This window comes from Yinghuangia sp. YIM S09857, from assembly GCF_051388915.1.
Classification (GTDB): domain Bacteria; phylum Actinomycetota; class Actinomycetes; order Streptomycetales; family Streptomycetaceae; genus Yinghuangia.
This window is the reverse complement of record NZ_JBPKBH010000002.1, coordinates 512,066-537,556: the sequence shown is the minus strand read 5'-3', so window position 1 is coordinate 537,556 and position 25,491 is coordinate 512,066. Positions and strand designations below refer to the sequence as shown.

The window sequence follows — 25,491 nt, the reverse complement described above, 5'->3', positions numbered from 1 at the left end:
CCCCCCCCCCCCCCCCCCCCCCCCCGCGGTGCCCGCCGCCTCTCGTCAACCCCCGGCAGGGTCAAGGGCCGGGGCGCGCGGGGTGGAGGAGTCCCACGCGGGCGGCGGGTCGGTCAGCGGGGGACGGTCAGCCGTTCTCGGACAGAACGCTGGACAGGACGTTCGCCAGCGGGTCGTCGCCGGTCTGCTGCATCGCGTTCGGGCTGCACACCTGCTGGACCTGGTCGGTCAGGACGTCCTGGACGCCGATACCGGCACCGATGAGGGCGCCGACCGGGACGTTGACGTCGACCTTCTGGAGGCCGAAGCAGTTCACCACGCCGCCCTGCACGACGCCCATGTTCGGGCTCAGGACGCCGTCGCTGCTCGAGTTGCCGATGGCCTGCGCCGACTTGTTGCCGGCCTGGACGGCGGTGTTGCCGTCGTCGTTGCCGCCGGCCATGGCCGCCGGGGCGCCCACAGCGGTGAGGCCGAAGACCGATGCGGCCATGACCGCGGTAGCCGAAACGCGCTGGAAGCTGTTCGCCATCAGAGTTCCTTCGTACGTCGATGCCTGGGAAGGCTGGAAGGGAGTTGCAGTACCGCCGCGGCGTCATGTCCAACCCGATGGACGGCAATTGGTTGCGCGGTTTCACCCTCTTGCCGCAGCGCACCCCCGGCGCGCGGCACCGGCGCGGCGCCCCGGACGGGTGCACGCCGCCGTACGCGCGCCGCGCCCCCACCGGCCCCCTCGGCCGATCGACCGGACATCTGTGCGAGAGTGCCGGTGGCACCCCGGCCGCCGCGCACCGGGCGACATCGGCGCGGCGCGGCCGACGGCGCCCCGCAGGACGAACGCCGCCAAATGTGGGGGAACTACGCAATGCGCCAAGTCGTGTGCCGCAGCTTCGGTCCCGTCGACGACCTGCACGTCGAGGAGGCCCCCGATCCGACGCCCGGTCCCGGGCAGGTCCTCGTCGAGGTGCGCGCGAGCGCCGTGAGCTTCGTGGACGGCCTGCTCGTACGCGGCCTCTACCAGATCAAGCCGCCGCTCCCGTACGTCCCCGGCATGGCCGTCGCGGGAGTCGTCCGCGCGCTCGGAGAAGGCGTCGACGCCCCGGCCGTCGGCACCCGCGTCGTGTGCGGCTCGCCGCGCCCGGGAGGCTACGTCTCGCACGCGCTCGTCCCCGCCGCCGCGTGCACCCCGCTCCCGGACACCGTCGGCTTCGAGACCGCCGCGAGCATGATCGAGAGCTACGCCACCGCGCTGTACGCCCTGACCCGGCGCACCACCGTCGCCAAGGGCGAGTGGTTGGTCGTCCTCGGCGCCGCGGGCGGAGTGGGCCTGGCCGCCGTCGACGTCGCCCGCGGCCTCGGCGCCCGCGTCATCGCCGCGGCCTCCACCCCCGCCAAACTCGCCGCCGCCCGCGCGGCCGGCGCCGAGGCCGCCGTCAACTACACCGACGAAGACCTCAAGTCCCGGATCCGCGAAATCACCGGTGGCGGTGCGGACATCGTCGTCGACCCCATCGGCGGCCCGCACGCGTCGACCGCCCTGCGTGCCCTCGCCCCGCACGGCCGCCACCTCGTCATCGGCTTCGCCGCCGGCGACATCCCCCAACTCCCCGCCAACCAGATCCTGCTCACCAACCGCACCGTCATCGGCGTCGACTGGGGCGACCACGCCCGCCGCAACCCCGGCGCGCTCCCCGCCATGCTCACCGAGATCATCACCGCCACCGCCGAGGGCCGCCTCAACCCCGTAACCCCCGCCACCTACCCCCTGGACCGGGCCCCCGCGGCCCTCACCGCCCTGGCCACCCGCAAAGTCATCGGCAAACTGGTCCTGGTCCCCACCCCATGACGAACAAGGGCCAACGGTCACCCGAGGCCGAGCACAACTTCTCGGACGATCTGGACCACGCCCTGCGCGGGATCGGGTGGACCCCCGGACGGCGCGTCGCCCCGGAGCAGTGGCTGACGTCCCTGGAGTCGGATGGCCTGCGGCGCCACGACGCGGCGACCGAATTCCTCGCGGAGTTCGGCGGCCTCGCCAGGCCCTGTTCCGGGCCCGGAATCACCAGCGCCCGTGAGGCGTTCGACCTGAACCCGGCGCTCTGCGAGGGCGAGGGCGGACGCTTCCGCGATTGGAGCGCGCACATCGACCGCGTGATCTTCCCCGTCGGTGAAATCGAAAACGGGCGGGCCTTCCTCGGCATCGACGAGACCAGCGAGCTCTACCTCGTCGAGACCTGTCTGGCGAGCTTCGACCAAATGCCCTATGCGCTCGAAGGCCTCGTCCTCGGCTACCGGCCCCGCCACGTCGCAACGTGGCGGTGACAAGCGCGGGACCAGCGGTGCGCACGACAAAAGGCCGCTTCGCGACGCTGTTCGGCCGAGCAGGCCCATGGCGTCGTGTTCGGTCGCGATCCGGCGAACGGGTGATGACCGGAGCGAAACCGCCTACTCCGTCTCGTCGAGGCGGAAGCCGACCTTCAGGCCTACCTGGTAGTGCTCGATCCGGCCGTCGGTGATTTGGCCTCGGATCTGCGTCACTTCGAACCAGTCGAGGTTGTGGAGCGTTTTGGCGGCCCGGGTGACGGCATTCGTGATCGCGGCGTCGATGCCTTCGTGGGACGAGCCTACGATCTCGGTGACGCGGTAGGTGTGGGCGGTCATGGCGGTGTTCCCCTCGCGGTAAAAGACCGGTTCGTCCTTCCACGGTGGCGCAGGTCGGGGCGGGGCGCGCGGGGAGGCCGGCGCCCGCCCCGTACGGGCGCCTGCGGGGGAGCGGGTCAGGCGTCGCGGAGGAGGGGGGCCAGGTCGGTGCAGAGGGTGGTGACGTGGGCGCGGGCCATGGACTTCGGCATGCCGCCGAGGTCGGCGAAGAACCAGACCGTCTCGACGGGGGAGTCGGCGAGGTAGGCGCGGATGTCGGCGGTGGCCTGTTCGGGGGTCGCGTGCAGGAAGTGGGCCGGGGCGGCGCTGACGCCGCGGGCGCGCCAGCGGTCGGCGTTGACCGGCTTGGGGGCCGGGGCGCCGGTGCCCTCGACGGCGTGGCGGTGGTAGCTGTCCCACTGCCGGGCGAGGGCGGTGGAGACCTCGGGCCAGTCGCGCTCGGGGTCGTCGGTGATCCAGCCGTTCAGGAGCCCGGCCATGCGGGCGGACGCGGGGTCGTGGCCGCCCTCGACCAGGCCCGCGCGGTAGGGCTCGGCGAGGTCCGGGTTGGCGCAGAGGAGGGATTCGCCGAGGAGGCCGGCGCGGCGGGCGCCCTGCGGGCCCTGGTAGCCGAGCCAGATGCGGGGCCGGGGCTGGGCGGGCGGCGGGGTGATGGAGCCGGTGTCCCAGAGGCGGCGGATGTCGCGGGCGCGCGCGTCGGTGGCGGAATAGCGGGTGCGGTACGCGTCCTCCGCGTCGAACAGCGTGTACTCCGGTATCCGGTAGCCCGTGCCGAGGCCCAGTTCGAGGCGGCCGCCACTGACGAGGTCGACGATCGCGGCCTCCTCGGCGAGGTGCGCCGCGTGGCGGAGCGGGGCGATGGTCACGCCGGTGCCGATGCGCGCGTTGCGGGTGCGGGCGGCGACCGCGGCGGCCATGGTCAGCGGTTGCGGGAGGTAGCCGTCCTCGAAGCGGTGGTGCTCGGTGAGCCACAGGGAGTGGGCGCCGAGGCGGTCCGCCTCCTCGCAGAGTTCGAGGGTGAAGGCGTACAGATCCGCCCAGTTGCGGCGGGTTTCCTCCGGGTTGCGCAGGTCGAAGTAGATTCCGACGTTGACCATGGTGCGTCGCTCTTTTCCGTGTGTCCGTGCCGACCCGTGCCCTGTCATGCGGGACGACGGTAGACACCTTGCCAGCGCCGCCAATCGCCCGGCGCACCGGTGGCGATGTCGGTGTCGTCGAGCGCGAGGGGGAGGACGGGTTCGTACGCCGCCAGGAGGCCCGCGAGCGCCGGTTCCGTGAAGAAGTGCGACAGGAGCGGCGGCATCCCGTCCTCGGGCAGGTAGCGGCGTGTCACGGACCCGTCGTCGTACTCGGCGGCCACCTCGGTCGGGCGGGTCGGCGCGGTGCCCGCCGCGTTGACGCGCACGCAGAACAGGCCGCCGGGCGCGACGCATTCGAGTGCCGCACGGATGTGCGCGTGCGCGATGTCGCGGTCGCCGTGGTGGAACACGTTCAGCCCGACGACGACGGGGAAGGTCTCGCCGGGGGGCAGCGCGGACAGATCGCCGTGCACGAGACGGGCGTAGTGGCCGGGGGCGCGGTCGCGGATCGCGGCGAGGCCGATCGCCGAGATGTCCAGGCCGACGAGGTCCAGCCCGCCTTCGACGAGCGGGAAGTAGTTGCGGCCGTTGCCCACGCCGATGTAGATGCCGGGGCCGGGCAGCAAGCCGTGGGCCCAGGCCGCGCCCAGGATGTCGGCGACGAACGGGTCCGGCGGCATGTCGAGGAAGCGGCCCTGCGCGTACTCCTCGTCCCAGAAGCCCTCGGCCATCTCCCGGTATCGATCGTGGAGCGTCTTGTCGCTTTTATCGTGCTTCATTCCCTCTGCTCCGTAGCTTTGTCGCGCCGGACTGCCCGAACGAGTGACGATACGGGCCTAGGGTGGCGGCATGGCGAACGAGCTGAGCTTCCAGTGCGAGGTCTGCGGGGAGCCGCACGAAGCACCGCTGGTGCATCGTTTCGAGGCTCCGGACGAGTGGTCGGGGGCCATGGCCGCCCACGAGATGGACAGCTACCTCAGTCTGTGGGGCTGTGAGATCGAGGGCGTCGGGGATTTCCTGCGCGGCTCGATCGAGATCCCGGTGCCCGCGCTGGACGAGGTTTTCACGTGGGACGTCTGGGTCCAGACGTACCGGGTGCCGACCTGGGGTCCGACCATCACGGGCGACGCCGTGCTCGCGAATCGCCTCCCGTACGAGCCCTGGACCAAGGAGCCGCCGGTCTCGATCCGGCGGCGCTCCGGCCAGGCCGCGCTGTTCACCCCGGTCGACCCGGCGCACCCGATCGCCGTCGAGCAGCGCCGGGGCATGACGCCCGACCGGGTCCGCGAGATCGCCCGACTGGCGGTCTCGCGCCCGCCGGAGGCGTTCGGCTGGCTCCTGGAGTCCTGGCACGACCAGTACCACGGGCACCACGGGAAGCGCTGACGCGACGTCAAGACCGGTCGCCGAGGCGGGTGTTGAATCGTTGATCCGTGTGTTGATCGGCCTCGGTACGGGCGCCGGCCCTGGGACCGCGAAACGGCCGCCGAGAGGTACCGGACCACCGCGGCGGGCGCGGCGGAGCGCCTGCCGATCGACCCGAGAACGGAGCGGGGCCGGGCAACGGCCGGACGCGGCCGCGAGTCCGGAAAACCGGATGACCCCGGGGCCTCCGACGATCTACCTTGACCGCATGCGTGCGACCAGCCCACGGAGTGGCAGGCGGTGTCGAGTACCCGGCAGCCGCCCCCGTGTTGCGCACGTCCCCACGAACAGGGAGCCGTGGAAGGGCCGTTGGCCCGATCGTGCCGGGTCGTGACGACCCGCTCCGGGACGTACCGCTGACCGCGGCGAGGGCCCCGGCGGCGAAGGTGCCGCCTCCTGCTGCGCCGACCGCCGCACAGCGCCCGGACCGCCGTGTCCGCTCGGGGAGTTCGCACTCACCACGGCCGTGAAGCCGATTCGGGTACGCGTCCCCGCGCGTCCGCGACGTCCCCCGCGTGTCGTCATCGACCCACCGCACCGCCTCCCGAAGTCCCCCGGACAGCACGGGCATCGCCCCCTGTCCGCGGGCGCCTTCCCAACCCCCGGCGGCATGCCGCCTTTTCGTGCTTCGGCATGCCCGCGGGGGTCCGACCGCCGGTGCGGGCTTCCGCCTGCCCGGAACCACTCAAACCCGGGGGCACCTCACCCGGAGAAGGGCATTGTCATGACCACCACCGTTCGCAGCCTCGCGGCCGTCCGCAACATCGGGATCATGGCCCACATCGACGCGGGCAAGACCACCACGACCGAGCGGATCCTGTTCTACACCGGCGTCTCCCACAAGGCGGGCGAGGTGCACGACGGCACGACCGCGATGGACTGGATGATCCAGGAGCGCGAACGCGGCATCACCATCACCTCCGCGGCGACCACCTGCCACTGGCGGCTCGACGGCGTGGCACACCGCGTCAACATCATCGATACGCCCGGGCACGTCGACTTCACCGTCGAAGTCGAACGCTGCCTGCGCGTCCTCGACGGTGCGGTGGCGGTGTTCGACGCCGTCGCGGGCGTCGAGCCGCAGTCCGAGGCCGTTTGGCGGCAGGCGGACCGGTACCGCGTGCCGCGCGTCTGCTTCGTCAACAAACTCGACCGGGCGGGCGCGGACTTCGCCCGCTGCGTGGAGATGATCCGCACGCACCTGGGCGCCGTGCCGCTCGTCGTGCAGCTTCCGATCGGTGCGGAGGCGGGGTTCCGCGGCGTCGTCGACCTCATCGGCCGACGCGCGCTGGTGTGGCCCGCCGACGCCGAACTCGGGTCCGCGTACGAGGTGGTCGACATCCCCGACAGCCACACGGAAGCCGCCGCCGAGTGGCGCACGCGCCTGCTGGAGACCATCGCCGAGCACGACGCGGCGTTCCTGGAACAGTACTTGGGAGGAGGTGACGAGCCCACCGAGGCTCAGGTCCACGAGGCGGTGCGCCGCGTCGCGATCGCGTCCGGAACGGGCGTCGGCGGTACGGGGACCGGCGACGGCACGGGCCCGGTCGTGACCCCGGTGCTGTGCGGAACGGCTTTCAAGAACAAGGGCGTTCAGCCGCTGCTCGATGCCGTCGTGCGCTACCTCCCCTCGCCGCTCGACATCGGCGCGGTCGAGGGCGAGGCGCCCGACGGGAGTCCGGCCGTACGCCTCCCCTCGGACGAAGAGCCCTTCACCGCTCTCGCGTTCAAGGTGGCCACCGACCGCCACCTGGGCAAGCTCAGCTTCGTGCGCGTCTACTCGGGCCGCGTCGAAACGGGCGACACCGTACGCAACTCCGTGCGCGACCGGAGGGAACGCGTAGGCAAGCTCTACCGCGTGCACGCCGACAAGCGGGAGGAGGTCTCCTCGGCGTCCGCGGGCGACATCGTCGTCGTGCAGGGGCTGCGCCACACCGTCACCGGCGAGACCTTGTGCGATCCGGCACACCCGGTGGTCCTGGGCGCCATGGACTTCCCGGCACCCGTCATCGAGATGGCCATCGAACCGGTCTCGAAGGCGGACGCGGACAAGCTGGGTCTGGCCCTCCAGCGGCTGGCCGAGGAGGACCCGTCCTTCCGTGCCGAGACCGACCGCGAGACCGGCCAGACCGTCGTGTCGGGCATGGGCGAACTGCACCTGGAGGTGCTGGTCGACCGCATGCGCCGGGAGTTCGACGTGGTCGCGAACGTGGGCCGGCCGCGCGTCGCCTACCGCGAGACGCTGCTCGCGGCCGTGGCGGGGCACGACTACACGTACCGCAAGCAGAACGGCGGGAAGGGCCACTACGCCCGCATCCGCATCGCCGTCGAACCTTGGGAAGGAGGGCACTACGAGTTCGTCAGCAAGGTCGTCGGCGGCCGCGTGCCGCGGGAGTTCGTGCCGTCCGTGGACGAGGGCTGCCAGGCCGCGCTGGACGCGGGCGTGCTCGCCGGATACCCGCTGACGGGCGTGCGGGTGACGCTGCTCGACGGCGACTTCCACGTCGTCGACTCGTCCGAGGGCGCGTTCCGCATCGCCGCGACGGCGGCGTTCCAGGAGGCCGCACGGCGGGCGTCGCCCGCGCTCCTGGAGCCGCTGATGGCCGTCGAGGTCACCACGCCCGCCGACCACCTGGGCGACGTGATCGGCGACCTCAACGCGCGCCGGGGCCAGGTCAGGGCCATCGGCGAGCGGTCGGGCGCGAGCGTCGTGACGGCACACGTGCCGCTCGCCGAGATGTTCGGGTACGTCGGCGACCTGCGCGGCCGCACGTCCGGCCGGGCGTCGTTCACGATGCGCTTCGCGGCGTACGCCCAGGTCCCGCGGGGGATCGCCGACGCGGTGGTCGCCGGGCGCGGCTGACGCGCACGTTGGCCCGGCGGAGGCGGCAACGGCCGTGAGGGCGGGCCGCAACCGGGCTGACAACGGCCTGACAGGGCGGCCGTGGAAGGCTCGGCAAAGTGCCCGATGAGCGCCCGACAGGCGCGCGCCCAATGGGGCCCGACAAGGGGGTGCCCCGCCGCGATCAACGCGGCGGGGCACTGCCCGTCACTCCGTCACCCGGTCAGCGGCCAGGAGGCGACGTCGCGGTAGCGAATCGGCTCCGGACCCCTGGCGAAGTTGCTGCCCACCAGGTGGAGGCGTTCCGCCCGCCACGGACGACCGGCGAAGCCGGACAACTCGGCGGCTGCCTGCGGCACCCCGTCCGGGTTGTCGCGCCGCGCGCGGGCCAGCGTGAGGTGCGGGCTGAGCGGCCGGTCGTCGAACCGTACGCCGCTCGCCGCCACCGCCGCCCGGGTCGCCGAGGCCAGCCGGTGCAGACCGGTCACGTCGCCGCGCAGGCCGCACCACAGCACCCGGTCGTCGAAGTGCCCGGACCCGGACAACTCCAGCGCGACCGCGGCCTGCGTCGCCGCGACGGCCTCAAGTGCCGTACGCAGCCCGGGAACCACTCCGCTCGGAAGCTCACCGAGGAACGCCAGCGTGATGTGCCAGTCCTCGATGCGGTTCCAGCGCAACCGCGGGTGCGCCTCGTACGTCGGCGCAAGCGCGCGCTCCAGCTCCGCCTTCGCCTCGTCGGGCGGCGCGACCGCGACGAACAGGCGTACGGTCGCCGGAGGTTCGCGGTCGGCGGCCGCCTCGGTCACCGGTCGTCCCGAAGGGTGGTCGGTCAGGCCTTGGGCCCGACGACGCCCGACTCGTCGATGACGATCTTCTTGCTGGTGCGGCCGCTGCCGGAGCCCAGTGCCTCGATCGCCTTGACGACCTCCATGCCCTCCACGACCTCGCCGAACACGACGTGCTTGCCGTCGAGCCAGTCGGTGACGATCGTGGTGATGAAGAACTGCGAGCCGTTGCTGTTCGGACCCGCGTTCGCCATGCTCAGCAGGCCCGGCTTGGTGTGCTTGAGCTGGAAGTTCTCATCCGCGAACTTGGCGCCGTAGATGCTCTTGCCGCCGGTCCCGTCGCCGCGAGTGAAGTCGCCGCCCTGAAGCATGAAGTCCGGGATCACGCGGTGGAACGTGGACCCCGCGTAGCCGAAGCCGTGCTGACCGGTGGCCAGCTCACGGAAGTTCCGCGCGGTGTCCGGCACGACGTCGTCGTACAGCTTGAACGTGATCGTGCCGAGGCTCTGGCCGTCGGCCGAGACCTTGAAGTAGACGTTCTCACCCACTGTGGGGGACCCTCCTGGACTTGATTGCATGTCTGCGAACCGGCCTCCCGGCCGACCCACCCGGTCGAGCATAGGAGATTCGGTGACGCGGGGTGCCGCCGCCGTCCACGCCGAGCGTGTCGGCGCGGAACCGTGCCCGCCGAGGGGAACGAGGGTATGTCACGGCGGCGTCTTCGTCGTACGCGGCTTGGCTCGTACGTGCATGCGCTCGCCCTGGCGGCCGAACAGGCTGAGCAGTTCCACCGAGCCCTCTCCGGTGGTCCCGAACCAGTGCGGCACGCGTGTGTCGAACTCGGCGGCCTCGCCCGGGCCCAGGACGACGTCGTGCTCACCGAGGACCAGGCGGAGGCGGCCGGACAGGACGTACAGCCACTCGTAGCCCTCGTGCGTGCACGGCTCCGGCGTGGACCGCGACTTCGGCAGGATCATCTTGTAGGACTGGAGCGGGCCGGGGTGCCGGGTCAGCGGGAGGACGACGTTGCCGTTCACCTGACGCGCCGTCAAACGCACGCGCGGATCACCGACCTCCGGCGCGTTGACCAGCTCGTCCAGCGGAACCTGGTGCGCCTGGGCGATGGGCAGCAGCAGCTCCAGACTCGGCCGCCGTTGCCCCGACTCCAGACGCGACAGGGTGCTCTTCGAGATCCCGGTGGCCTCGGCGAGCGCGCCGAGCGTGACGCCGCGCTCGGTGCGCAGGCGGCGCAGCCGCGGACCGACCTCGTTGAGGGCCTGGGCGATGGCCGGGGTGTGTTCCATGCCGACCATTGGATCGCCGATTCCCGGAAACGGCAACAAAGATTGCCGAATAAGGATCGCGCGGGACACGCTGGCGGCGGAGGTGGTCGACATGGTGCAGGCAGAGACACGGACACGGCAGGCGGCCGGGCCGCGGGGAGCCGCCGAGCCGGGCACGTACGACGTCGTGGTGATCGGCGGCGGTGCGGGCGGGCTGAACGCGGCGCTGGTGCTGGGGAGGGCGCGCCGCCGCGTTGCGGTGGTCGACGCGGGGGAGCCGCGGAACGCGCCCGCCGCGCACATGCAGGGCTTCCTGTCACGGGACGGTATGTCGCCGGCCGAGCTCCTGGCGGTCGGCCGGGCCGAGGTCGCGGGGTACGGGGTGGACCTGATCCAGGCCAGGGTCGACGGCATCGAAGCGGTCGGCACGGATGCAGTCGGGACGGACGAAGCGGTCGGTGCGGAAGCGGTCGGCGGCAACGCGGGGACGCCGGGGAGTCCCGTCGCCTTCCACGTGACCCTCTCCGGCGGGCCCGTCCTGCGGGCGCGGCGCATGGTCGTCGCGACCGGCCTGCGAGACGTCCTGCCGGACATTCCGGGCCTGCGCGAGCGCTGGGGGCGGGACGTGCTGCACTGCCCGTACTGCCACGGCTACGAGGTACGCGACAGGCCGCTCGGCGTCCTCGGTACACACCCGGGGGCCGCGGACCACGCGCTCCTGCTGCGGCAGTGGTCCTCCGACGTCGTGCTGTTCCGGCACACCGCCGACCTGCGGCCCGAACAGGCCGAACGACTGGCGGCACGCGGAGTGCGGGTGATCGAGGGGACGGTGAAGCGCGTGGTCGCAGACCCGGCCGCCGACGCGCTCACCGGTGTCGAACTCGCGGACGGGCGCGTGGTGGCCCGCGACGCGGTGTTCGTGCTCCCGCACATGGTGCCGCACGACGCGCTGCTCACCGGGCTCGGCTGCGCGGTGGACGAGAACGGGTGGGTGGCGGTCGACCCGGCGGGGCGTACGAGCGTCCCGGGGGTGTGGGCGGTCGGCAACGTCCGCGACCCGCGCGCCCAGGTGGTCACGGCGGCCGGGATGGGGGCGTCCGCGGCCTTCGCACTCAACCTCGACCTCGTGGAAGAGGACGTCGCGACGGCTGTCGCGCGGTCTGCGGCATCGTCCGCACCCCTGCCGCCGTTCTCCCCGGCAGGCGTGCACTGACACCTTCCGCGCGCACACGCGGCCGCGCTCCACACAACAACGACGGATCACCGCCACCAGAGGACGGGACGCACATGACCGCTCATCCGAAGCACTGGCACACCGACGACCGCAAGCCAAGCCCCGACCATTCCCATTCCCACTCCCACGGCGACCACGACGTCGACTGGGAGGAAATGGGCACGCTGCTGGAGCGCGGCGCCGAACTACAGATTGTCGCTTTGGAGCAAACCGCCTCCTGGCTGGGCGAGTTGGCGGGCGGCGGGGGAGCGGTGTCCCGCGTCCTCGACGTCGGCAGTGGTCCGGGCGTGGCCACGTGCGTGCTCGCCGAGGCGTTCCCGAGCGCCGAGGTCGTGGCCGTCGACCAGGCGGACGGCCTCCTGGACCGGGTACGCGCCCGCGCGGCCGAACGCGGGCTCGCCGGTCGCGTGGTGGCGCAAAAGGCTGATCTGCCCGAGGAGTTCGACGCGTTGCCGACCGCGGACCTGGTGTGGACGCGCGACGTCGTACACCATCTCGGCGACCAGCAGGGGGCATTGCGCGACCTCGCCGCCCGGCTCCGCCCCGGCGGCATCCTGGCGGTCGGCGAACGCGGACTTCCACTGCGGTTCCTGCCCCGCGACATCGGCATCGGGCAGCCCGGGTTGCAGCCGCGTCTGGAAGCCGCCAACGAGGCGGGGTTCGCCGCGATGCGCGCCGAACTCCCCGGATCCGTCTCGCTGGTCGAGGACTGGCCCGCGATGCTGGCCGCGGCCGGGCTCGTGCCGACCGGATCCCGGACGTTCCTCACCGACCACCCGGCGCCGCTCGGCATGGCCGCCCGCGAGCAGTTGCACCGGCATCTGACGCGCCTGCGGTCGATGCTCGCCGACGAACTCGGTGCCGACGACCTGGACACGCTGGACCGCCTCATCGACGACGGTGCCCCGACGGGCATCCTGTGGCGCCCGGACGCGTTCTACCTCACCGCGACGACGGTCCACACCGCGCGGGTGTGCTCCGGGGGCTGAGCAAGGCGCGTGCGGCGGCAACGTCCCGTACCAGAAGGGAAGTCAGGGGCAGTCGGGGAAGAAGGCCGTCGGAAGTCTCGGCACGCGAGCCGAAACGAAGTCGTCGGCTTTTGGCAGCAAGTCGGAGGCAGGCCGGGGAAGTTCCCGGCCCGCCTCCGACCCCACTCCGTGAGGTCCCCCGAACGTCCCGCGAAGTCCCTTACATCGCCGGAAGGTTCGTGACCACAACCTTGCCGTGCGTGGCGCGGGACTCCATGTCGGTCAGCGCGGCCGGGATGTCGTCGAAGTCGATGCGGCGTCCGATGACCGGCTCGATCTCCCCGGCGTCCAGCAGCCCCAGGATCTCCGCGTGCACCGCGAGACCGTGTGCGCGCGACGAGGGGCGCATGCCGCCGCGAGCCCAGTGCCCGACCGGGTCCTCGACGTAGAGGTGGGCGACGCCGACGAGCGAGAAGTTGCCGTACACCATGCGCCACGGGTCGAACCCTGCGTTGTGCTCCTGCTCGATCCCGGACGCGTACCCGGCGATCAGGTGGCGGCCGTTGAAGCCCATGCAGCGGAAGATGTCCTGCGTGACCTGCCCGCCGACCAGGTCGAACGCGACGTCGACGCCGCGCTGCCCGGTGTACTCGTTGACGCGCGCGACCCAGTCCTCGGTGCGGTAGTTCAGCGCCAGCTCCGCACCCAGGTCGCGGCACAGCTTGAGCTTGTCGTCGCTGCCCGCGAGGGCGATGACGCGGGCCCCGGCGCGGCGGCCCAACTGGACCGCGGCGGAGCCCACGCCGCCCGCGGCCGCGGTGACGAGCAGCGTCTCGCCGCTCTGCACCTTGCCGCGCTCGTGCAGGCCGAGCCACGACAGGTGGAACGGGTAGTGGATGGCCGCGCCGGTCTCGGCGGGGAAGCGCTCCGGCAGGTCGAGCGTCATCTCCGCGGGGCAGACCACGCTGGTGGCGTACCCGCCGAGGGCGCGGGACGGGATCCCGATGACGCGCTTGCCGAGCATGTTCTCGGCACCCGGGCCGGCGGCCTCGACGACGCCGACGACCTCCATGCCGGGGGTGAACGGGGGGTCGACCGGGACCGTGGCGTACCGGCCGTACACGCAGTCGATGTCGTTGAAGTTGAGCGACATGGCCTCGCTCGTGACCCGTATCTCGCCGGGGCCGGGGGCGCGTACCTCGATACGGCGGCGCTCCAGCACCTCGCCGGGCGCGCCGGTCCGGTCGGCGACCCACGCCCACGCCTCGACGGTGTTTCCCACGGTCATCTCTGCCACCAAGCCTCTCCGGCCCGAGGCGCGCACGCGCTCACGCTCGCTCACGCGGGGCGCCGCACCCGTCCTCGGGTCAGTCGTTACAGTTTGGAACGACTAGCGCTGTGGCAAGCTATCCGAGCTGCCTGACCGGGTCAAGGACCTCCGAGGAGTACGAGCACCCATGACGCACCCGGCGAGGACAGGCCACCGCTACGGCCCGCACCGCGATCCCACGATCAGCGAGGCGGTTCTGGAGACGACGCGGCGGCTGTTGGTCGAACACGGGTACGCGGGCGTCTCGATCGACCTCATCGCGTCCACCGCCGGGGTCAGCCGCCCGGCCATCTACCGCCGGTGGCCGTCCAAGGCACATGTCGTGCACGAGGCGGTGTTCGTCGGCATCGAGCCCCGCGACGAGCCGGACGCCGGATTCGCCGCCGAGGTGCGGCGCATGGTGCGCGGCGCCGTGCAGATGTTCGCCGAGCCCGCGACGCGCGAGGCGATCCCGGGGCTGATGTCGGAGATCCGCTCGGACCCGGCGTTGCAGCAGATCCTCGCGGCGCGCCTGGAGACCGCCGCGCGGGGGAGCCTGACGCGGCAGTTGCCGAAAGCGGTCGAGGCCGGCGACGCGCGTCCCGGCGTGGACCCGGACACGCTCTTCGACACCATCGCCGGTGCGGCCATCTTCGCGCTGTGCATCCGCGACGTGCAGGACGTCGAGGGGCTGATCGCCTCGCTGACCGACCTCGTGTTGCGCGGCGTCCTCGGCCCCGACGCGACGGACTGATGCGACTCGGACCGGAACTCACCCCGGAATCCGCGTACATCGAAGTGGGCAGGCCGATCTCCTGCCCGCGCACGACGCCCCTCCCCGGTGCGCGGCCCTACCTTTAATCTGACCGCGAGAGAACACGACCGGAGGAGACGGGGGCACGATGCGCGACGTGGTGATCGGAATCTTCGGCATAGCCGTGGGTACGGCCCTCATGCTGTACGCCGGCGACGTCGACATCCCGGCGATCGAGCTCGGCAAACTCGGACTCGTCCTCATCGTGATCGGCGCACTGGACCTGCTGTACGGCGTCTTCCGCGTCGTCACGCGCCGCTCGCGACGTACCACGGCCTGATCGCGGAGGCAGCGTGACCCGACGGACATTCGTGCTGGTCCACGGCGGCGGACACGGCGGCTGGTGCTGGCAGCGGCTCGCCCGCGAGCTGCGTGCCCGCGGCCACGACGTGTGGACCCCGACCCTGACCGGCTTCGGCGAGCGCGCCCATCTCGGCGGCCCCGAGACGCCGTTCGCGACCTTCGTCACCGACATCACGTCGGTGCTGGAGTACGAGGACCTCCGCGACGTCGTGCTCGTCGGCCACAGCATGGGCGGCGTGGTCGTCCCGCGCGTGGCCGAGGCCGCCGCCGACCGGATCGCGCGCGTCGTCTTCCTGGCCGCGGTCGTCGCGAACGACGGCGAGACGCTGATCCAGGCGGTTCCACAGACACCCGAGGTGGCCAAGGCGGTCACCATCGAGGCGGACGGCACCGCGCGCACCGACCACCGGCTCATGACCGAGATCCTGATGCCGGAAGGCACGGACGAGGACCGCGCGTGGGTGCTCGCACGCCACCGCGCGTACCCGCCCGCCGCGCTCGTCGAGCCCGGTCGCCTCTCCGCCTTCCTGGCCCTCGGGCTGCCCACCGGCTACATCGTCGCCAGCGAGGACGCCGCCGTCCCGCCGCCGCTGGCCCGCGCTTTCGCGGCGCGGCTGGGGGACGCCCGGACCGCCGAAGTCCCGGCCGGACACGACCTGATGATCACGCGCCCGGCGGAGACAGCGGACGCCTTGGAGGCCGTATCGGGCTGAGGCCCTCGCCCCGGCGGCCGTTCCCGGGGCCCTTCCCGGGCCGTTTCCCGGGTCGTTTCCCGGGCCCTTCGAGCATCTTTCTCGTGCCGCTGCCCCGCCCCGCACTGCCCTTCCACACGCTCCTGATGGACCTCTCGGGGCAGGACCCCTTCGAGGGGATTCCCTCCGGAGACCTCCTCCGGGTTGTCTCCGGACCTCCGGTCGGCGGACAGTGGGAGGAGCGTCGTGGAGAGGGGTCGAGGTGAGCTATTGGGGCGGCTGGCGTCGGCAACACCAGGAATTCCAGAGGCGGGTCAAGCAGCACCGGAACCAACTGCGGCGCGACGCCGAGTTCTTCGACGGACACGTGCTCTACGTCACCGAACTGCGCTGGACCGACCCGTTCGACGCCGAACCACCCGTCGAGTTCCTGGTGCTGAGCATCGGGCTCGCACATTCCCCCGCCGTCGTGCGGTGTTCGCCCGAGTCCCACGCGGAGTGGCTGGCGGCCGGTGCCGACTACCTGGACGCCGTCGCCGCCGCGACCGACCGGGCGGCCGCGGCCCGCGAACGGCACGAGGCGGAGTGCGAGAAGCTCGGCAACCGCATGATGTGGTGGCGCATGCGGGAGGTCGAACGGGAGTGGGCGCGCGCGGTGGCGGCGTACCGTGCGGAGGTCGCGGCGGCCGGCGAGGCGTACGTTCCCGCCCGCACGGCGGTCGCGCAGCACGTCGCGGCCGAACGCCGGGAAGCGGAAAGGCGGTTGGCGCTGGAGCGCGCACACACCGAGGAACGCCGCGGCAAGGCCCGCGAGTTGGCGGCCCTCCCGCTGTGGGGCATCCTCGTCACCGGCCGGGGCAAGGGCGCCGAGGTGACCCTGCACCGGTACGACATCGCGCCCGCCGTCCCGCTGCCCACGGACACCCGGCCGCACCGGTGGGAGGACGCGCAGCCGCTGACCGGCCTCGCCCTGGAGCCCGCGGTGCGGGCGCTGCGCGACACGGGGGCGTCGGTGCGCTGGGAGGCCGCGGCGACGGCGGCGGTCGAGGAGGAGTTCGGCCACCCGCTGCGGACCTGGTGGGAGGATTTGTTCCCGCAGTCCGACCTGTTCCGCCCGCCGCGCCCGAGCGGCGGCCGGTCGACGTACACCGGTACCGGCCACCACTCCAGCCACGGCACGGGCGGCTTCAGTTGCGCGTCGGTGCACTAGGCCGTGTCCGTCGGATCTTTGTGCCGCTCGCGGCATCTGGTGCCGTGCATCGCAAGGCGCGGGCCCGCGGCTCGTACTTCCTCGTACTCGCAAGGGTCCGCAACGCCGCGAGGCGTGGTGCCCAGGGGCCGTGAGAGGTGCAAAGATCCGACGGACACGGCCTGGGCCGTGTCCCAAGGGAATGGCCCAGACGTCGCGCAGTGCTCTCGCCGTGCGAACCCCGTTAAGCGGTGAGGCGCTTCGTCAGGTCCGTGGTCAGGTCCTCGTTCGCCGCGGCGATGAGCGGGAGGGCGTTGCCGCCGGTCAGCGCGAACGGCGAGCCGTCCAGGTTGGCCGACATCCCGCCCGCCTCGGAGAGCAGGAGCAGGCCCGCGGCGTGGTCCCACGGGTTCTCCCACGTGTAGACGAGCGCGTCCGCCTCGCCGCGGACCAGGTCCACGTACTCAAGCCCCGCCGAGGTCGACGGCTCGACCTCGAACTCCGGCGTGCGGAGCTTCGCCAGCATGTCCTTGTGCTCCGGGCGCAGGTAGGTCGGATGCGTCAGCCGGAGCCGCCGACGAGCGGCCTGCGCGGCGGCGCCGCCCGACTTGGCGGCCGCGGGCTTCGCGCTTCCGCGCCGCGCGCCTGCGCTCTTGCCTCGCGAACCCTTGGCACTCCGGGCGGACTTGGCTCCGGCGGTGCCGCTCGTCGCGGTTGCGGATTCGCCGGCGTTCGCGTCGGTCGACTTGGTGCCGGGCTCGGCCTCCGCGCCCGGCTCGGGAGCGCCCGGCACCCGCACGGGACGGCCGTTGTAGAGGGCGCCGCCGCCGAGCCGGGCGGTGGCCAGCAGGCCGAGCGAGGGCGCGTACGTCCACGAGGCCTGCACCTTGCCGCCCGAGGCGAGCGCGACGAGCATGCAGTAGCGCTCGTCGCCCCGGACGAAGTTGCCCGTCCCGTCGACCGGGTCGACGATCCACACGGGCCGGTCGCCGTCCAACTGCCGCAGGATGCCGGCGTCCGCGTGCACCGCCTCCTCGCCGACCACGTGTGAGCCCGGCAGCAGCGCGGTCAGGCCCTCGGTCAGGCGCTCCTCGGCTCTGCGGTCGGCGATCGTCACCAGGTCGCCCGGCCCCTTCTCGGTGACGTCCGCGTCGGAGAGTGCGCCGAATCTCGGCAGCACCTCGTCGCACGCCACCACGAGCATCAAGTCGGTCACCTGGCCGAGTTCGCGTTCGCCGATCACTCCTCCATCCAAGGGGGCCGGACGGCGGCTCGGCAATCCCCAACACGACGCCGATCCGCGCGATCGGCGTGATCCGCACCATGCTGCGGGAGGACAACCGGCGGGAAGGCCACAGGCCCTCGCGGCGTTGTCGACGGCATGGAAGCTTTCGGACCCGAGGAGGGGGCGGCACTCGGTGCGGGCCGCCGCGACGTCGACGTGGTCGTCGTCGGCGCGGGCCAGGCGGGGCTGTCGGCCGCGTACTTCCTGCGCCGGTCGGGTCTCGACTTCGTGGTGCTGGACGCCGACGACGCACCTGGCGGCGCGTGGCGGCACCGCTGGCCGACGCTGCTCATGGAGTCGGTGCACGGCGTGCACGATCTGCCGGGCATGGCCTTCGAACCGGGCGACCCGAAGCGGCCCGCACGCGAGGCGGTGCCGGAGTACTTCGCGGCGTACGAGCGGACGCTGGGCCGGCCGGTGGTACGCCCGGTGCGGGTGGCCGAGGTCCGGTCGCGCGACGACGGCCGGCTTGAGGTCGACACGGACGCGGGGACGTGGACCGCCCGTGCGCTGGTGAACGCGACCGGGACCTGGCGCCACCCGTTCGTGCCGTTCTACCCGGGGGCGGGGGAGTTCCGGGGCAGGCAACTGCACACCGCGGACTACCGGGGCGGGGAGGAGTTCCGCGGGCGGCACGTCGTGGTCGTCGGCGGCGGGACGTCCGCGATCCACGCGCTGGCGGAGATCGCCGCGGCCGGAGGCACGACGACGTGGGTGACCCGGCGTCCCCCGAAGTTCACGGACGAGCCCTTCACGCCGGAGATCGGCCGCGAGATCGTCGCGGAGGTGGCGGACCGCGTCCGGCGTGGGCTGCCGCCGAAGAGCGTGGCCGGCGCGACGGGCCTGCCGCCGACGGAGGCGGTACGCGCCGCCCGTGAGCGCGGAGTGCTGCGCAGGCTCCCGATGTTCGACCGACTCACGGCGGACGGCGTCGGGTGGGACACCGCAGACGGCCCGCGCGTCATTCGAGCGGACGCCGTCCTGTGGGCTACCGGCTTCCGCGCAGTACTCGACCACCTGGCCCCACTCGGCCTGCGCGAACCGGGCGGCGGCATCCGCATGGACGGCACACGCGTGGTCGTCGACCCGCGGATCCATCTGGTGGGTTACGGCCCGTCCGCGAGCACCGTCGGTGCCAACAGGGCGGGACGATCGGCGGTTCGAGAGATCGCGCGCCATCTGCGCGCCGAGGACGCGGAAGCGGTCCGCACGCGAGCGGTGGTCGGCGCGGAGGCGTCGGCTGCATGAGGCAGCGAGGCGGGGTGGGGTCGGCTGCCTGAGGCAAGGGAGGCGGGGTGGGGTCGGCCGCCTGAGGCAGGGAGGCTGAGCGGGGTTCCTGAGGCAGCGAGGCGGGGTGGGTCGGCCGCCTGGGGCAGCGAGGCGGGGGTGGGTCGGCCGAGGCCGGGCGGGCCTGGTCGGTTGCGCGGCGGTCGGTGACAATGCGTGCCGACAGCCACTGCGATAGCCGACCTCGACGTTGTGGTCGGCGCGGGGGAGTCGGCCGCCGCTGGGCAGGCGGCGTGCGGGCGCCGCCCGACAGCGTCGCGGTGTCACACCCGTGCGTGAGCCGCGACCCACCACCCCGCGTATCCACCTCCCAACCCGCCCTCGGGTTATGGTCGGGGCCATGTCCGCCCTTGCCGCTGTCCTCGTGGTCGCCTTGGCGATCGGGAGCTCGATGGCGGGTCTCGGGTGGCTTGCCGTGCGGGCTCGGCGGCGGGGGGTGGCCGGGTCGGCGTTGCGGGCTGCGCTGTTCGCGCATGACGAGGCGTTGCACGGGACCGCGCACGACGCACACGTCGAGATCCAGGCCGCGGCGGCGCGCAAGTCGCCTGTCGTGTCGCCGGACGACCCCTGGCATCGGAGCGGCGACCTCGCCGCCGGGCGGGGCGCCCGTGTGCGGCGCCCCGCCCGGCGGCGCACGAAACGCCGCTTCTTCGGCCCCCGTTCGTGACGCCCGTCCGTCAGTCGAACACCTCCTCCGCCAACCGGATCCACTGATCAGGCGTCACATCGCCCACCACGGCCGAGGGTTCGATCCCGCCGCGGGCGAACGCCCGGTCGAGCACCGGGCGCGGCAGGTGCCGGCGCAGTGACGCGTGCAACGACCCGCCCCGGCCGGTGAAACCGATGTCCACCAATTCCTCGTAGACGCTGAGGACTTGGCTCGGAAGCAGCGGTGCTGGACGCCGGGTGAGCCGCAGGATCCCCGCGTCCACGCGTGGTTCCGGACGGAACTCGGCGCGGGGGATGCGTCCGGCGAGCGACCACGCGTACGTCGGCCAGGTGCGGATCGTGCGGAGCGTCCACCGGCCGTAGCCGCCCGTGCGTTTCCGCGCGTACTCCCACTGGGTCACGAGCGTCGCGCGCGTGAGGTGCCGTGCCGCAAGGCACCAGGCCACCACATCGGACGTCCGGGAGAACGGCACGTTGGCGACGACTTCGAACGGGCGTGCGGGGTCGCGTGCGGCGACGAAGTCGCCCCGCACGACCGACACGCGGTGCGGCCCGTCCGCGAATCGCCGCCGGAGGAACGCCGCGTGGCGCGGGTCGAGTTCGTATGCCACGACCGCGCCGGACACGCGGGCCAACTCGGCCGTCACGGCGCCGCGACCGGCGCCGACTTCGAGGACGAGCGCGCCGGGCGCGGGGTGCGCTACGCGCACGAAGCGCCGCGCGGCGTCGCGGGAGAGGAAGTTCTGCGAGAGTTCGCGACGGAGTCGGTCGCGAGTGGAGGTGCGGGCCATGGCCTGCGTCCCTTTCCTGGGACTGTGCCGAGAGCATGTGCCGTCGGAAGAGCCGCTTCGCCTGCCCGAACACGGACGTTCGGAATCGGGCGAGGGGCCCTGACCCGTACCCGGGCAGGCGTGCACGCGGCTGCGCGGCGCCGTGCGCGACGGCGGCGTCACAGAGCGCGGACAGGCGCTACCGGCCGGTCAGGGCTCCCGGGCCGCGCCGCGTCCGCCAGGTTGCGAAGCACAGGCTTGCGGCGGGCCCCGGGCCGGAACGGGTCACGGCGCCGCAGCAGGGCGCCGCGCAGCAGCAGCAACACATGGGCGCTCTCCAGAACCGGTCGGGCGAAGCAGGCGTACGGTCTCCGTCCGCAGAGCGGCGCGGGACCTCCGGCGACGCTATGCGCCCGGCTCCACCGCGGGCAAGGGAATTCCCGGCGGCGTCGTGCTCGACGCGCGACATGCCCGCCGCATGGCACCGAGATGAGACGAGTGCGCATGGAACCTGGAGTTCCGGCCATGGATCGTCTCGGTTCCGTGCGTTGAGATGGAGTCACCGCCAGGGAGCGCCGGATCAGGCCGGCACCCGAGGGGAAGGGAAGCCCGCCATGCCGGTGAACTCCGACAAGAACTCCGCCGCCAACGTCCTCGCGGAGCCGTCCGCGAACTCCAGCGAGTACGGGATCGACCTCCTCCCCGACCACCTCCACGCCTTCGCGCTGCTGCACCGGGCAATGCGCCGGGACGCGCGCCGACTGGTCGCCGCCGCGCCGTCCGTCGCCACGCGGCCGGGCCACCAGCCGGCGACCGCCGCGTGGTGGGAGAGGGTGCGCGCCGCGATCGACTGGCACCACCACACCGAGGACGAGCAGTTCTGGCCCGAACTGCGCCGCCGCACCGGCGTGTCCGTCGACGACGTACTGGGAGACGACCACGCGGGCCTGGACCGGGTGATGGCCGCCGTCTCCGCCGCCCTGGCCACCCCCGGTGCCGCCGAACTACCGCTCGCCGCGGCGCGCTTCGACACCCTGGTGCACGGGCACCTGCGGCGCGAGGAGGCGGCGGTGTTTCCCGTGTTGGCGGGGGTGGGCGTACGCGACTACCTCGCGGTCGAACGGCGGATGCTCGCCCGAACTCCCCGCCGGATGCTGATGTTCGTGCAGCCGTGGATGTTCGAGGCCGCGGACCCGCGAGCGGTGGCAAACGTCATGGCCACCGCGCCCCCGCCGGTCCGCCTCCTCACCGGCACCATGCGCCGCCGCTACGAGAGGGTCTTGAACGCCGCCTCGCTGCCGCTCATCGCCGCCTGACGGGAGAAGGGTCCGGTTCTTCCGAGCGTGGCCCTCGGCCCGGGCGCGGAGCGTCCCGTCACACGCGCGACAACTTCCTCTTCTTCGCGCGCTTCCACGTCTTCGGGAGCTTGGCGGCGGCTTCCGCGGCCGCCTTGTCCTCGGCGGCGTACAGCAGCCCGAAGGCGAACGAATCGGCGCCCGTCGCCCTGGCCTCGGCGGCCATGCGCCGCAGTGCCGAGCGGGCGACCACCGCGTCCTGGTGCTCGCCGAGGAGCCGCTGGACCGCCTTGGTCCGCTTCGCGAACCGCCCCGCGCCCGAGGCGAACGGCTGGGCGGTCTCGCCCGCGTAGCGCGCCCGTTTGGCGGCCTTGCGGGCGGCGTGGAGAGCGGCGTCCCCCTCCTGCCCGACGGGGGCCGACCGTGCGGCGGCGACACGTTCGGCGAGCCTGCGCTGTTCGCGCTTCAGGGTGCGGCGCAGCTCCGGCCGGGCCTCGCGGTCCGCGCGGGCCCGCAGCGGCGGGTCCGCGGCCATGGCGGCGAGGGTGTCCAGCAGCCGGTAGTAGCGCCGCTTGTCCAGCTCCACGACCGCCGCCTCGCGCGCCTTGTCGTACGCCCGTCCCTCCGTCGCGTGGATCCGCGCCCCCGCGTCCGCCAGATCCGCCGCGGTCGCCCCCGTCGCGTCGGCAAGGCGCAGCCGGTCCGCACCGGCGGTCAGGCGAGCCGCCAGCACCTCGTGGTCGCGCGCGTCGCCCAGGACGCGTCCCAACCACCGCAGTTCGTCGGCCACCGGGTCGGTGACGGACCGGTCGAACAGCCGCCGGTACGACCGCAGCAGGCTGCGCAGTCGCCGCGCCGCCACCCGCATGTCGTGGACCGCCTCGTCCTCGTCCAGGCGCACCCCCGGATCGGTCGCGACCAGCACCCGGACCTGCTCGACGAGCCGGTCGTGCACCACCTGGCCCGCGCTGCCCTTCCGCGGCGTCCGCGGCGCCGCACGACCGGGCCCGTCGGCGAAGACCCGGGCGGTCTTGGACGCGCTGGCCGAGCGGTGCCAGCCGCCGGACACAAGCTGCTTCTCGACCGCGTCGAGGAGTGCCGCCGCCTCCTTCCCCTCGGCGTCGTTCTCCAACTCGACCTCAAGCTCCGCCCAGGACAGGATGCGCCCGGGTGCCTTGCCGCCGCCGCTCCCGGCCGCCCCCGAACCGGTACGCCGACCCGGCGGACGCCGCCCGCCCGGCCTCGCGGCGTCCAGGATCTCGGCGGCGACGTGGTCGCGGGCGATCTCGGCGACCGCGCCGCCCTGCCCGTCGACCAGGTGCTCGCGCTCGCGCCGGGTGCGCATGCGCAGCACCGGGACCAGCGGCTTGCCGCGTGCGAGGGCCTTCACACGGACGTGCAGTTCCTCGGGGACGACGTCGTCGTCCGTCGTCGGGACCTGGATCTCCTCGCGCCGATCGTCGCCCTTGCCGCGCTTGAGGTGCCACCCCTCGTCGTGCCCGCCCGCGCGCTTGCGCAGCGTCGTGCCGTGCGCGAGGAGCCGAAGGTCGGCGGTGTCGTAGTAGACCGCGTCCAGCTCCTCGTCCGGTGCCGGGACCACCCCGGACACGCCCGGCAGGCCGGACGGGTCCAGGCGGATGTCGGCGGCGCCGCCTTCGTACTTGCGTTCGGTTTCGATGCGTGTGGCAGCCATACAGGGATGGGTGCCCATCCGCGCGGCACCCATGCTGTCGGTGGGGGCCAGGTTGCGGGAGCGACACAGGCAGGCGAGCGCGGGAGCGACGCAGGCAGGCGAGCGCGGGAGCGACACAAGCGGGCGAGCGCGGGAGCGACACGAGCATGCGAGCGCGGGAGCGATACAAGCATGCGAGCGCGGGAGCGATACAAGCATGCGAGCGCGGAAGCGACACAACGAGGCGGGTGCGCCAGTCACGTAGCAGCAGCGAGCGCGGGAGCGCGCAGCAGGCAGCAACCCACGGCGTGAGGAAGGGCCGCGCAGCACGTGACGGAGGATCGCGCCGCGCGGCCCGCACCCGTCAGTTGGCCACGTACACGTCCAGGTGCACGCGGCCCACCGGCGGGTAGTAGCGGTACTCGTCGGCGGCGTCGATGCCGACCGTCGAGATGGTGTTGCAGCCGTTGTCGAGGCGGTGGGTGTCGAAAGTGATCGTGTAGATGCCATCGTTGTCGTCGTCGCGGTCGTACCCGATCCAGATAGCGTCGCCCTTCGGCGAATTGCAGTCGTGCGAATTGAGGTAGAACGACACCTCCTGCACGCGCTCCCGGGCCCCGTTGACCCGCACCCGCACGGTGATCGTGCCGCGCACCGTGCTGTAGTCGGCAGGGGCCAGGAACTCCAGCCACGGATCCGGCTGCGCCGGTGCCGGCGGCGGCGCCGGGCGGGTGGACGACGCCGGTGGCTTCGGCGTGTCGCGCGGCGGCGCCGACGAGGCCGGTGCCTTGGTGGTCGGCGGGGGAGGCGTGGTCGACGGCGCGGCGGAACGCGCGCTCGGGGACGCCGAGGTCGGCGCGGGCGGGGAGGACGCCGGCCCGGGCGGCGGCGCCGCGCCCGGCTCGCCGCCCCGTCCGGCGGCCTCGTTCGCGGCCCCGACCGGGGGACTTCCCGCGCCGTACCAGGCCCGCACGTAATCGATCGACATGGTCGCGGACGCGGGGGTCGCCGCGGTGTCGCCGCCCATGGTGCCGCCGACCGCGAGGTTGAAGATGAGGTACATCCGCTCGCGCGGCACGGCCTCGCCGACCACCGTGAGCACCGCGTTGCCGTCCACGTAGTACGTCAGCCGGTCCGGCTGCCAGTCGATGCCGAACAGGTGGTAGTCGTCGGCGAAGTGCGTTCCTTCGCGCGCGAGTTCGCCGTAGCACTCGCGTTCGCCGCGTACCTGGCCGAGCTCGGCACGGCAGGCGCCCGCGGCGTGCAGGCGCGCCTGGGCGAGGCGCTGGTCACCGGCGAACTCGAACACGTCGATCTCGGGCAGGTACGGGGCCTCCGGCACCTTGGGCATCAGCCACATGGCCGGCCACAGTCCGGCACCGGCCGCCAGGCGCACCCGCGCCTCCAGGTACAGGCCCGGCTCGAACAGGCGGCGGCTGTCGTCGAACGACTCGCCCGCCCGCGCCCCGGTGCTCACCGCGCCGGAGGAGAACGGCAGGCCGTCCGAGGGCTTGCGCTCCGCGGTCAGCCGCAGCGCCCCGTCGGCGACGCCGACCTGCTCGGGGACGTACCGCTGCTGCTCGCCGTCGGTGGCGCCCTTGCACGGCTTCGCGGTGTCGTACCCCGACAGGCAGGTCATCCACTTGGTGGCGTCGAGCGGGCCGCGGTCGAACTCGTCGTACCACGCGAGCTCCCAGTCGGTGTGCTTCGCGTCGCCCGCCGCGAGGTCGGGGGCCGTCGGGGCGGTGCGCGAACCGCCGCGCTCCGAAACGGCGTTCGCGACGACCACGACGGGGACCACGACGAGCAGCGCGGCGACCGCCGCTCCGACACCCCACTTCTGGGCCTTCCGGCGAGGAGTGTCGCCGTCGCCGTCGTCCACCGGTGCCGTCGCTCGCAGCATCACGCGACCCTTTCGTCCGCCCACCGCAA

At 73.0% G+C, this 25,491-nt stretch carries 25 protein-coding genes; 13 read left to right on the top strand and 12 right to left on the bottom strand.

Features of this window, described 5'->3' with window-relative positions:
• Positions 1–127: 127 nt before the first annotated feature.
• Positions 128–529 carry a rodlin gene (locus ACRX5S_RS05610; RefSeq protein ID WP_436771624.1) on the bottom strand — a complete coding sequence of 134 codons (402 nt, stop codon included), beginning with the start codon at positions 527–529 and terminating at the stop codon, positions 128–130.
• 333 nt (positions 530–862) lie between these two features.
• Between ACRX5S_RS05610 and ACRX5S_RS05605 the strand changes: the two genes are divergently transcribed.
• A complete protein-coding gene (locus ACRX5S_RS05605) occupies positions 863–1,843 on the top strand; it encodes an NADPH:quinone oxidoreductase family protein (protein WP_436771623.1) in 981 nt (326 codons plus the stop codon).
• The gene (locus tag ACRX5S_RS05600; RefSeq protein WP_436771622.1) at positions 1,840–2,319 is read left to right on the top strand and encodes an SUKH-3 domain-containing protein; all 480 of its coding nucleotides are present in this window, start codon (positions 1,840–1,842) and stop codon (positions 2,317–2,319) included. Before ACRX5S_RS05605 ends, ACRX5S_RS05600 begins: the two co-directional genes overlap by 4 nt.
• A gap of 123 nt (positions 2,320–2,442) precedes the next feature.
• Here the strand turns inward: ACRX5S_RS05600 and ACRX5S_RS05595 are convergent, their stop codons facing one another.
• From ACRX5S_RS05595 to ACRX5S_RS05585, 3 genes are all read right to left on the bottom strand, one after another.
• Positions 2,443–2,658 (bottom strand): dodecin, encoded by a 216-nt coding sequence (locus ACRX5S_RS05595; protein WP_436771621.1) that lies wholly within the window; start codon positions 2,656–2,658, stop codon positions 2,443–2,445.
• Positions 2,659–2,774: 116 nt separating this feature from the next.
• A complete protein-coding gene (locus ACRX5S_RS05590; protein WP_436771620.1) occupies positions 2,775–3,755 on the bottom strand; it encodes an LLM class flavin-dependent oxidoreductase in 981 nt (326 codons plus the stop codon).
• Between the two features lie 44 nt (positions 3,756–3,799).
• Positions 3,800–4,516, bottom strand: a complete 717-nt coding sequence (locus ACRX5S_RS05585; protein WP_436771619.1) for a class I SAM-dependent methyltransferase — start codon at positions 4,514–4,516, stop codon at positions 3,800–3,802.
• Positions 4,517–4,586: 70 nt separating this feature from the next.
• Here ACRX5S_RS05585 and ACRX5S_RS05580 point away from each other — a divergent pair, with 70 nt between their 5' ends.
• Together ACRX5S_RS05580 and fusA are read left to right on the top strand one after the other, a co-directional pair.
• Positions 4,587–5,123 carry a DUF2199 domain-containing protein gene (locus ACRX5S_RS05580; RefSeq protein ID WP_436771618.1) on the top strand — a complete coding sequence of 179 codons (537 nt, stop codon included), beginning with the start codon at positions 4,587–4,589 and terminating at the stop codon, positions 5,121–5,123.
• A gap of 763 nt (positions 5,124–5,886) precedes the next feature.
• Positions 5,887–8,025: an elongation factor G gene (gene fusA, locus ACRX5S_RS05575; protein WP_436771617.1), complete on the top strand. Its 2,139-nt coding sequence runs from the start codon at positions 5,887–5,889 to the stop codon at positions 8,023–8,025.
• A 194-nt stretch (positions 8,026–8,219) separates the two neighbouring features.
• Here the strand turns inward: fusA and thpR are convergent, their stop codons facing one another.
• From thpR to ACRX5S_RS05560, 3 genes are all read right to left on the bottom strand, one after another.
• Positions 8,220–8,810 carry an RNA 2',3'-cyclic phosphodiesterase gene (thpR, locus tag ACRX5S_RS05570; protein ID WP_436771616.1) on the bottom strand — a complete coding sequence of 197 codons (591 nt, stop codon included), beginning with the start codon at positions 8,808–8,810 and terminating at the stop codon, positions 8,220–8,222.
• A gap of 23 nt (positions 8,811–8,833) precedes the next feature.
• A complete protein-coding gene (locus ACRX5S_RS05565; RefSeq protein ID WP_436771615.1) occupies positions 8,834–9,337 on the bottom strand; it encodes a peptidylprolyl isomerase in 504 nt (167 codons plus the stop codon).
• A gap of 159 nt (positions 9,338–9,496) precedes the next feature.
• Entirely contained in the window at positions 9,497–10,093 is a 597-nt protein-coding gene (locus ACRX5S_RS05560; RefSeq protein ID WP_436771614.1) for a helix-turn-helix domain-containing protein, read from the bottom strand.
• A gap of 91 nt (positions 10,094–10,184) precedes the next feature.
• On the opposite strand from ACRX5S_RS05560, the gene ACRX5S_RS05555 reads away from it, so the two are divergent.
• On the top strand, positions 10,185–11,285 hold the full coding sequence (locus tag ACRX5S_RS05555; RefSeq protein WP_436771613.1) for an NAD(P)/FAD-dependent oxidoreductase: 1,101 nt from the start codon (positions 10,185–10,187) through the stop codon (positions 11,283–11,285).
• Positions 11,286–11,359: 74 nt separating this feature from the next.
• Entirely contained in the window at positions 11,360–12,295 is a 936-nt protein-coding gene (locus tag ACRX5S_RS05550; protein ID WP_436771612.1) for a class I SAM-dependent methyltransferase, read from the top strand.
• Positions 12,296–12,494: 199 nt separating this feature from the next.
• On the opposite strand, the gene ACRX5S_RS05545 is transcribed toward ACRX5S_RS05550, so the two are convergent.
• Positions 12,495–13,562 (bottom strand): zinc-binding dehydrogenase, encoded by a 1,068-nt coding sequence (locus tag ACRX5S_RS05545; protein ID WP_436771611.1) that lies wholly within the window; start codon positions 13,560–13,562, stop codon positions 12,495–12,497.
• A gap of 169 nt (positions 13,563–13,731) precedes the next feature.
• On the opposite strand from ACRX5S_RS05545, the gene ACRX5S_RS05540 reads away from it, so the two are divergent.
• From ACRX5S_RS05540 to ACRX5S_RS05525, 4 genes are all read left to right on the top strand, one after another.
• On the top strand, positions 13,732–14,337 hold the full coding sequence (locus ACRX5S_RS05540) for a TetR/AcrR family transcriptional regulator (protein ID WP_436771610.1): 606 nt from the start codon (positions 13,732–13,734) through the stop codon (positions 14,335–14,337).
• A gap of 148 nt (positions 14,338–14,485) precedes the next feature.
• On the top strand, positions 14,486–14,677 hold the full coding sequence (locus ACRX5S_RS05535) for a DUF5708 family protein (protein ID WP_436771609.1): 192 nt from the start codon (positions 14,486–14,488) through the stop codon (positions 14,675–14,677).
• A gap of 13 nt (positions 14,678–14,690) precedes the next feature.
• Entirely contained in the window at positions 14,691–15,413 is a 723-nt protein-coding gene (locus tag ACRX5S_RS05530; protein WP_436771608.1) for an alpha/beta fold hydrolase, read from the top strand.
• Between the two features lie 241 nt (positions 15,414–15,654).
• Positions 15,655–16,602 carry a hypothetical protein gene (locus ACRX5S_RS05525; protein WP_436771607.1) on the top strand — a complete coding sequence of 316 codons (948 nt, stop codon included), beginning with the start codon at positions 15,655–15,657 and terminating at the stop codon, positions 16,600–16,602.
• A gap of 223 nt (positions 16,603–16,825) precedes the next feature.
• On the opposite strand, the gene ACRX5S_RS05520 is transcribed toward ACRX5S_RS05525, so the two are convergent.
• Positions 16,826–17,824 (bottom strand): inositol monophosphatase family protein, encoded by a 999-nt coding sequence (locus ACRX5S_RS05520; protein WP_436771606.1) that lies wholly within the window; start codon positions 17,822–17,824, stop codon positions 16,826–16,828.
• A gap of 138 nt (positions 17,825–17,962) precedes the next feature.
• Between ACRX5S_RS05520 and ACRX5S_RS05515 the strand changes: the two genes are divergently transcribed.
• Together ACRX5S_RS05515 and ACRX5S_RS05510 are read left to right on the top strand one after the other, a co-directional pair.
• Positions 17,963–19,114, top strand: a complete 1,152-nt coding sequence (locus ACRX5S_RS05515; RefSeq protein ID WP_436771605.1) for an FAD-dependent oxidoreductase — start codon at positions 17,963–17,965, stop codon at positions 19,112–19,114.
• Positions 19,115–19,493: 379 nt separating this feature from the next.
• Entirely contained in the window at positions 19,494–19,820 is a 327-nt protein-coding gene (locus ACRX5S_RS05510) for a hypothetical protein (RefSeq protein ID WP_436771604.1), read from the top strand.
• A 10-nt stretch (positions 19,821–19,830) separates the two neighbouring features.
• Here ACRX5S_RS05510 and erm read toward each other — a convergent pair whose 3' ends face one another.
• Positions 19,831–20,613 (bottom strand): ErmE/ErmH/ErmO/ErmR family 23S rRNA (adenine(2058)-N(6))-methyltransferase, encoded by a 783-nt coding sequence (erm, locus tag ACRX5S_RS05505; RefSeq protein WP_436771603.1) that lies wholly within the window; start codon positions 20,611–20,613, stop codon positions 19,831–19,833.
• Between the two features lie 593 nt (positions 20,614–21,206).
• Here erm and ACRX5S_RS05500 point away from each other — a divergent pair.
• Positions 21,207–21,908 carry a hemerythrin domain-containing protein gene (locus ACRX5S_RS05500; protein ID WP_436771602.1) on the top strand — a complete coding sequence of 234 codons (702 nt, stop codon included), beginning with the start codon at positions 21,207–21,209 and terminating at the stop codon, positions 21,906–21,908.
• A 58-nt stretch (positions 21,909–21,966) separates the two neighbouring features.
• On the opposite strand, the gene ACRX5S_RS05495 is transcribed toward ACRX5S_RS05500, so the two are convergent.
• Together ACRX5S_RS05495 and ACRX5S_RS05490 are read right to left on the bottom strand one after the other, a co-directional pair.
• A complete protein-coding gene (locus tag ACRX5S_RS05495) occupies positions 21,967–23,580 on the bottom strand; it encodes a CHAD domain-containing protein (protein WP_436771601.1) in 1,614 nt (537 codons plus the stop codon).
• 343 nt (positions 23,581–23,923) lie between these two features.
• Positions 23,924–25,491, bottom strand: a 1,568-nt coding sequence (locus tag ACRX5S_RS05490) for a family 16 glycosylhydrolase (protein ID WP_436771600.1), incomplete at its 5' end; no start/stop codon positions are given.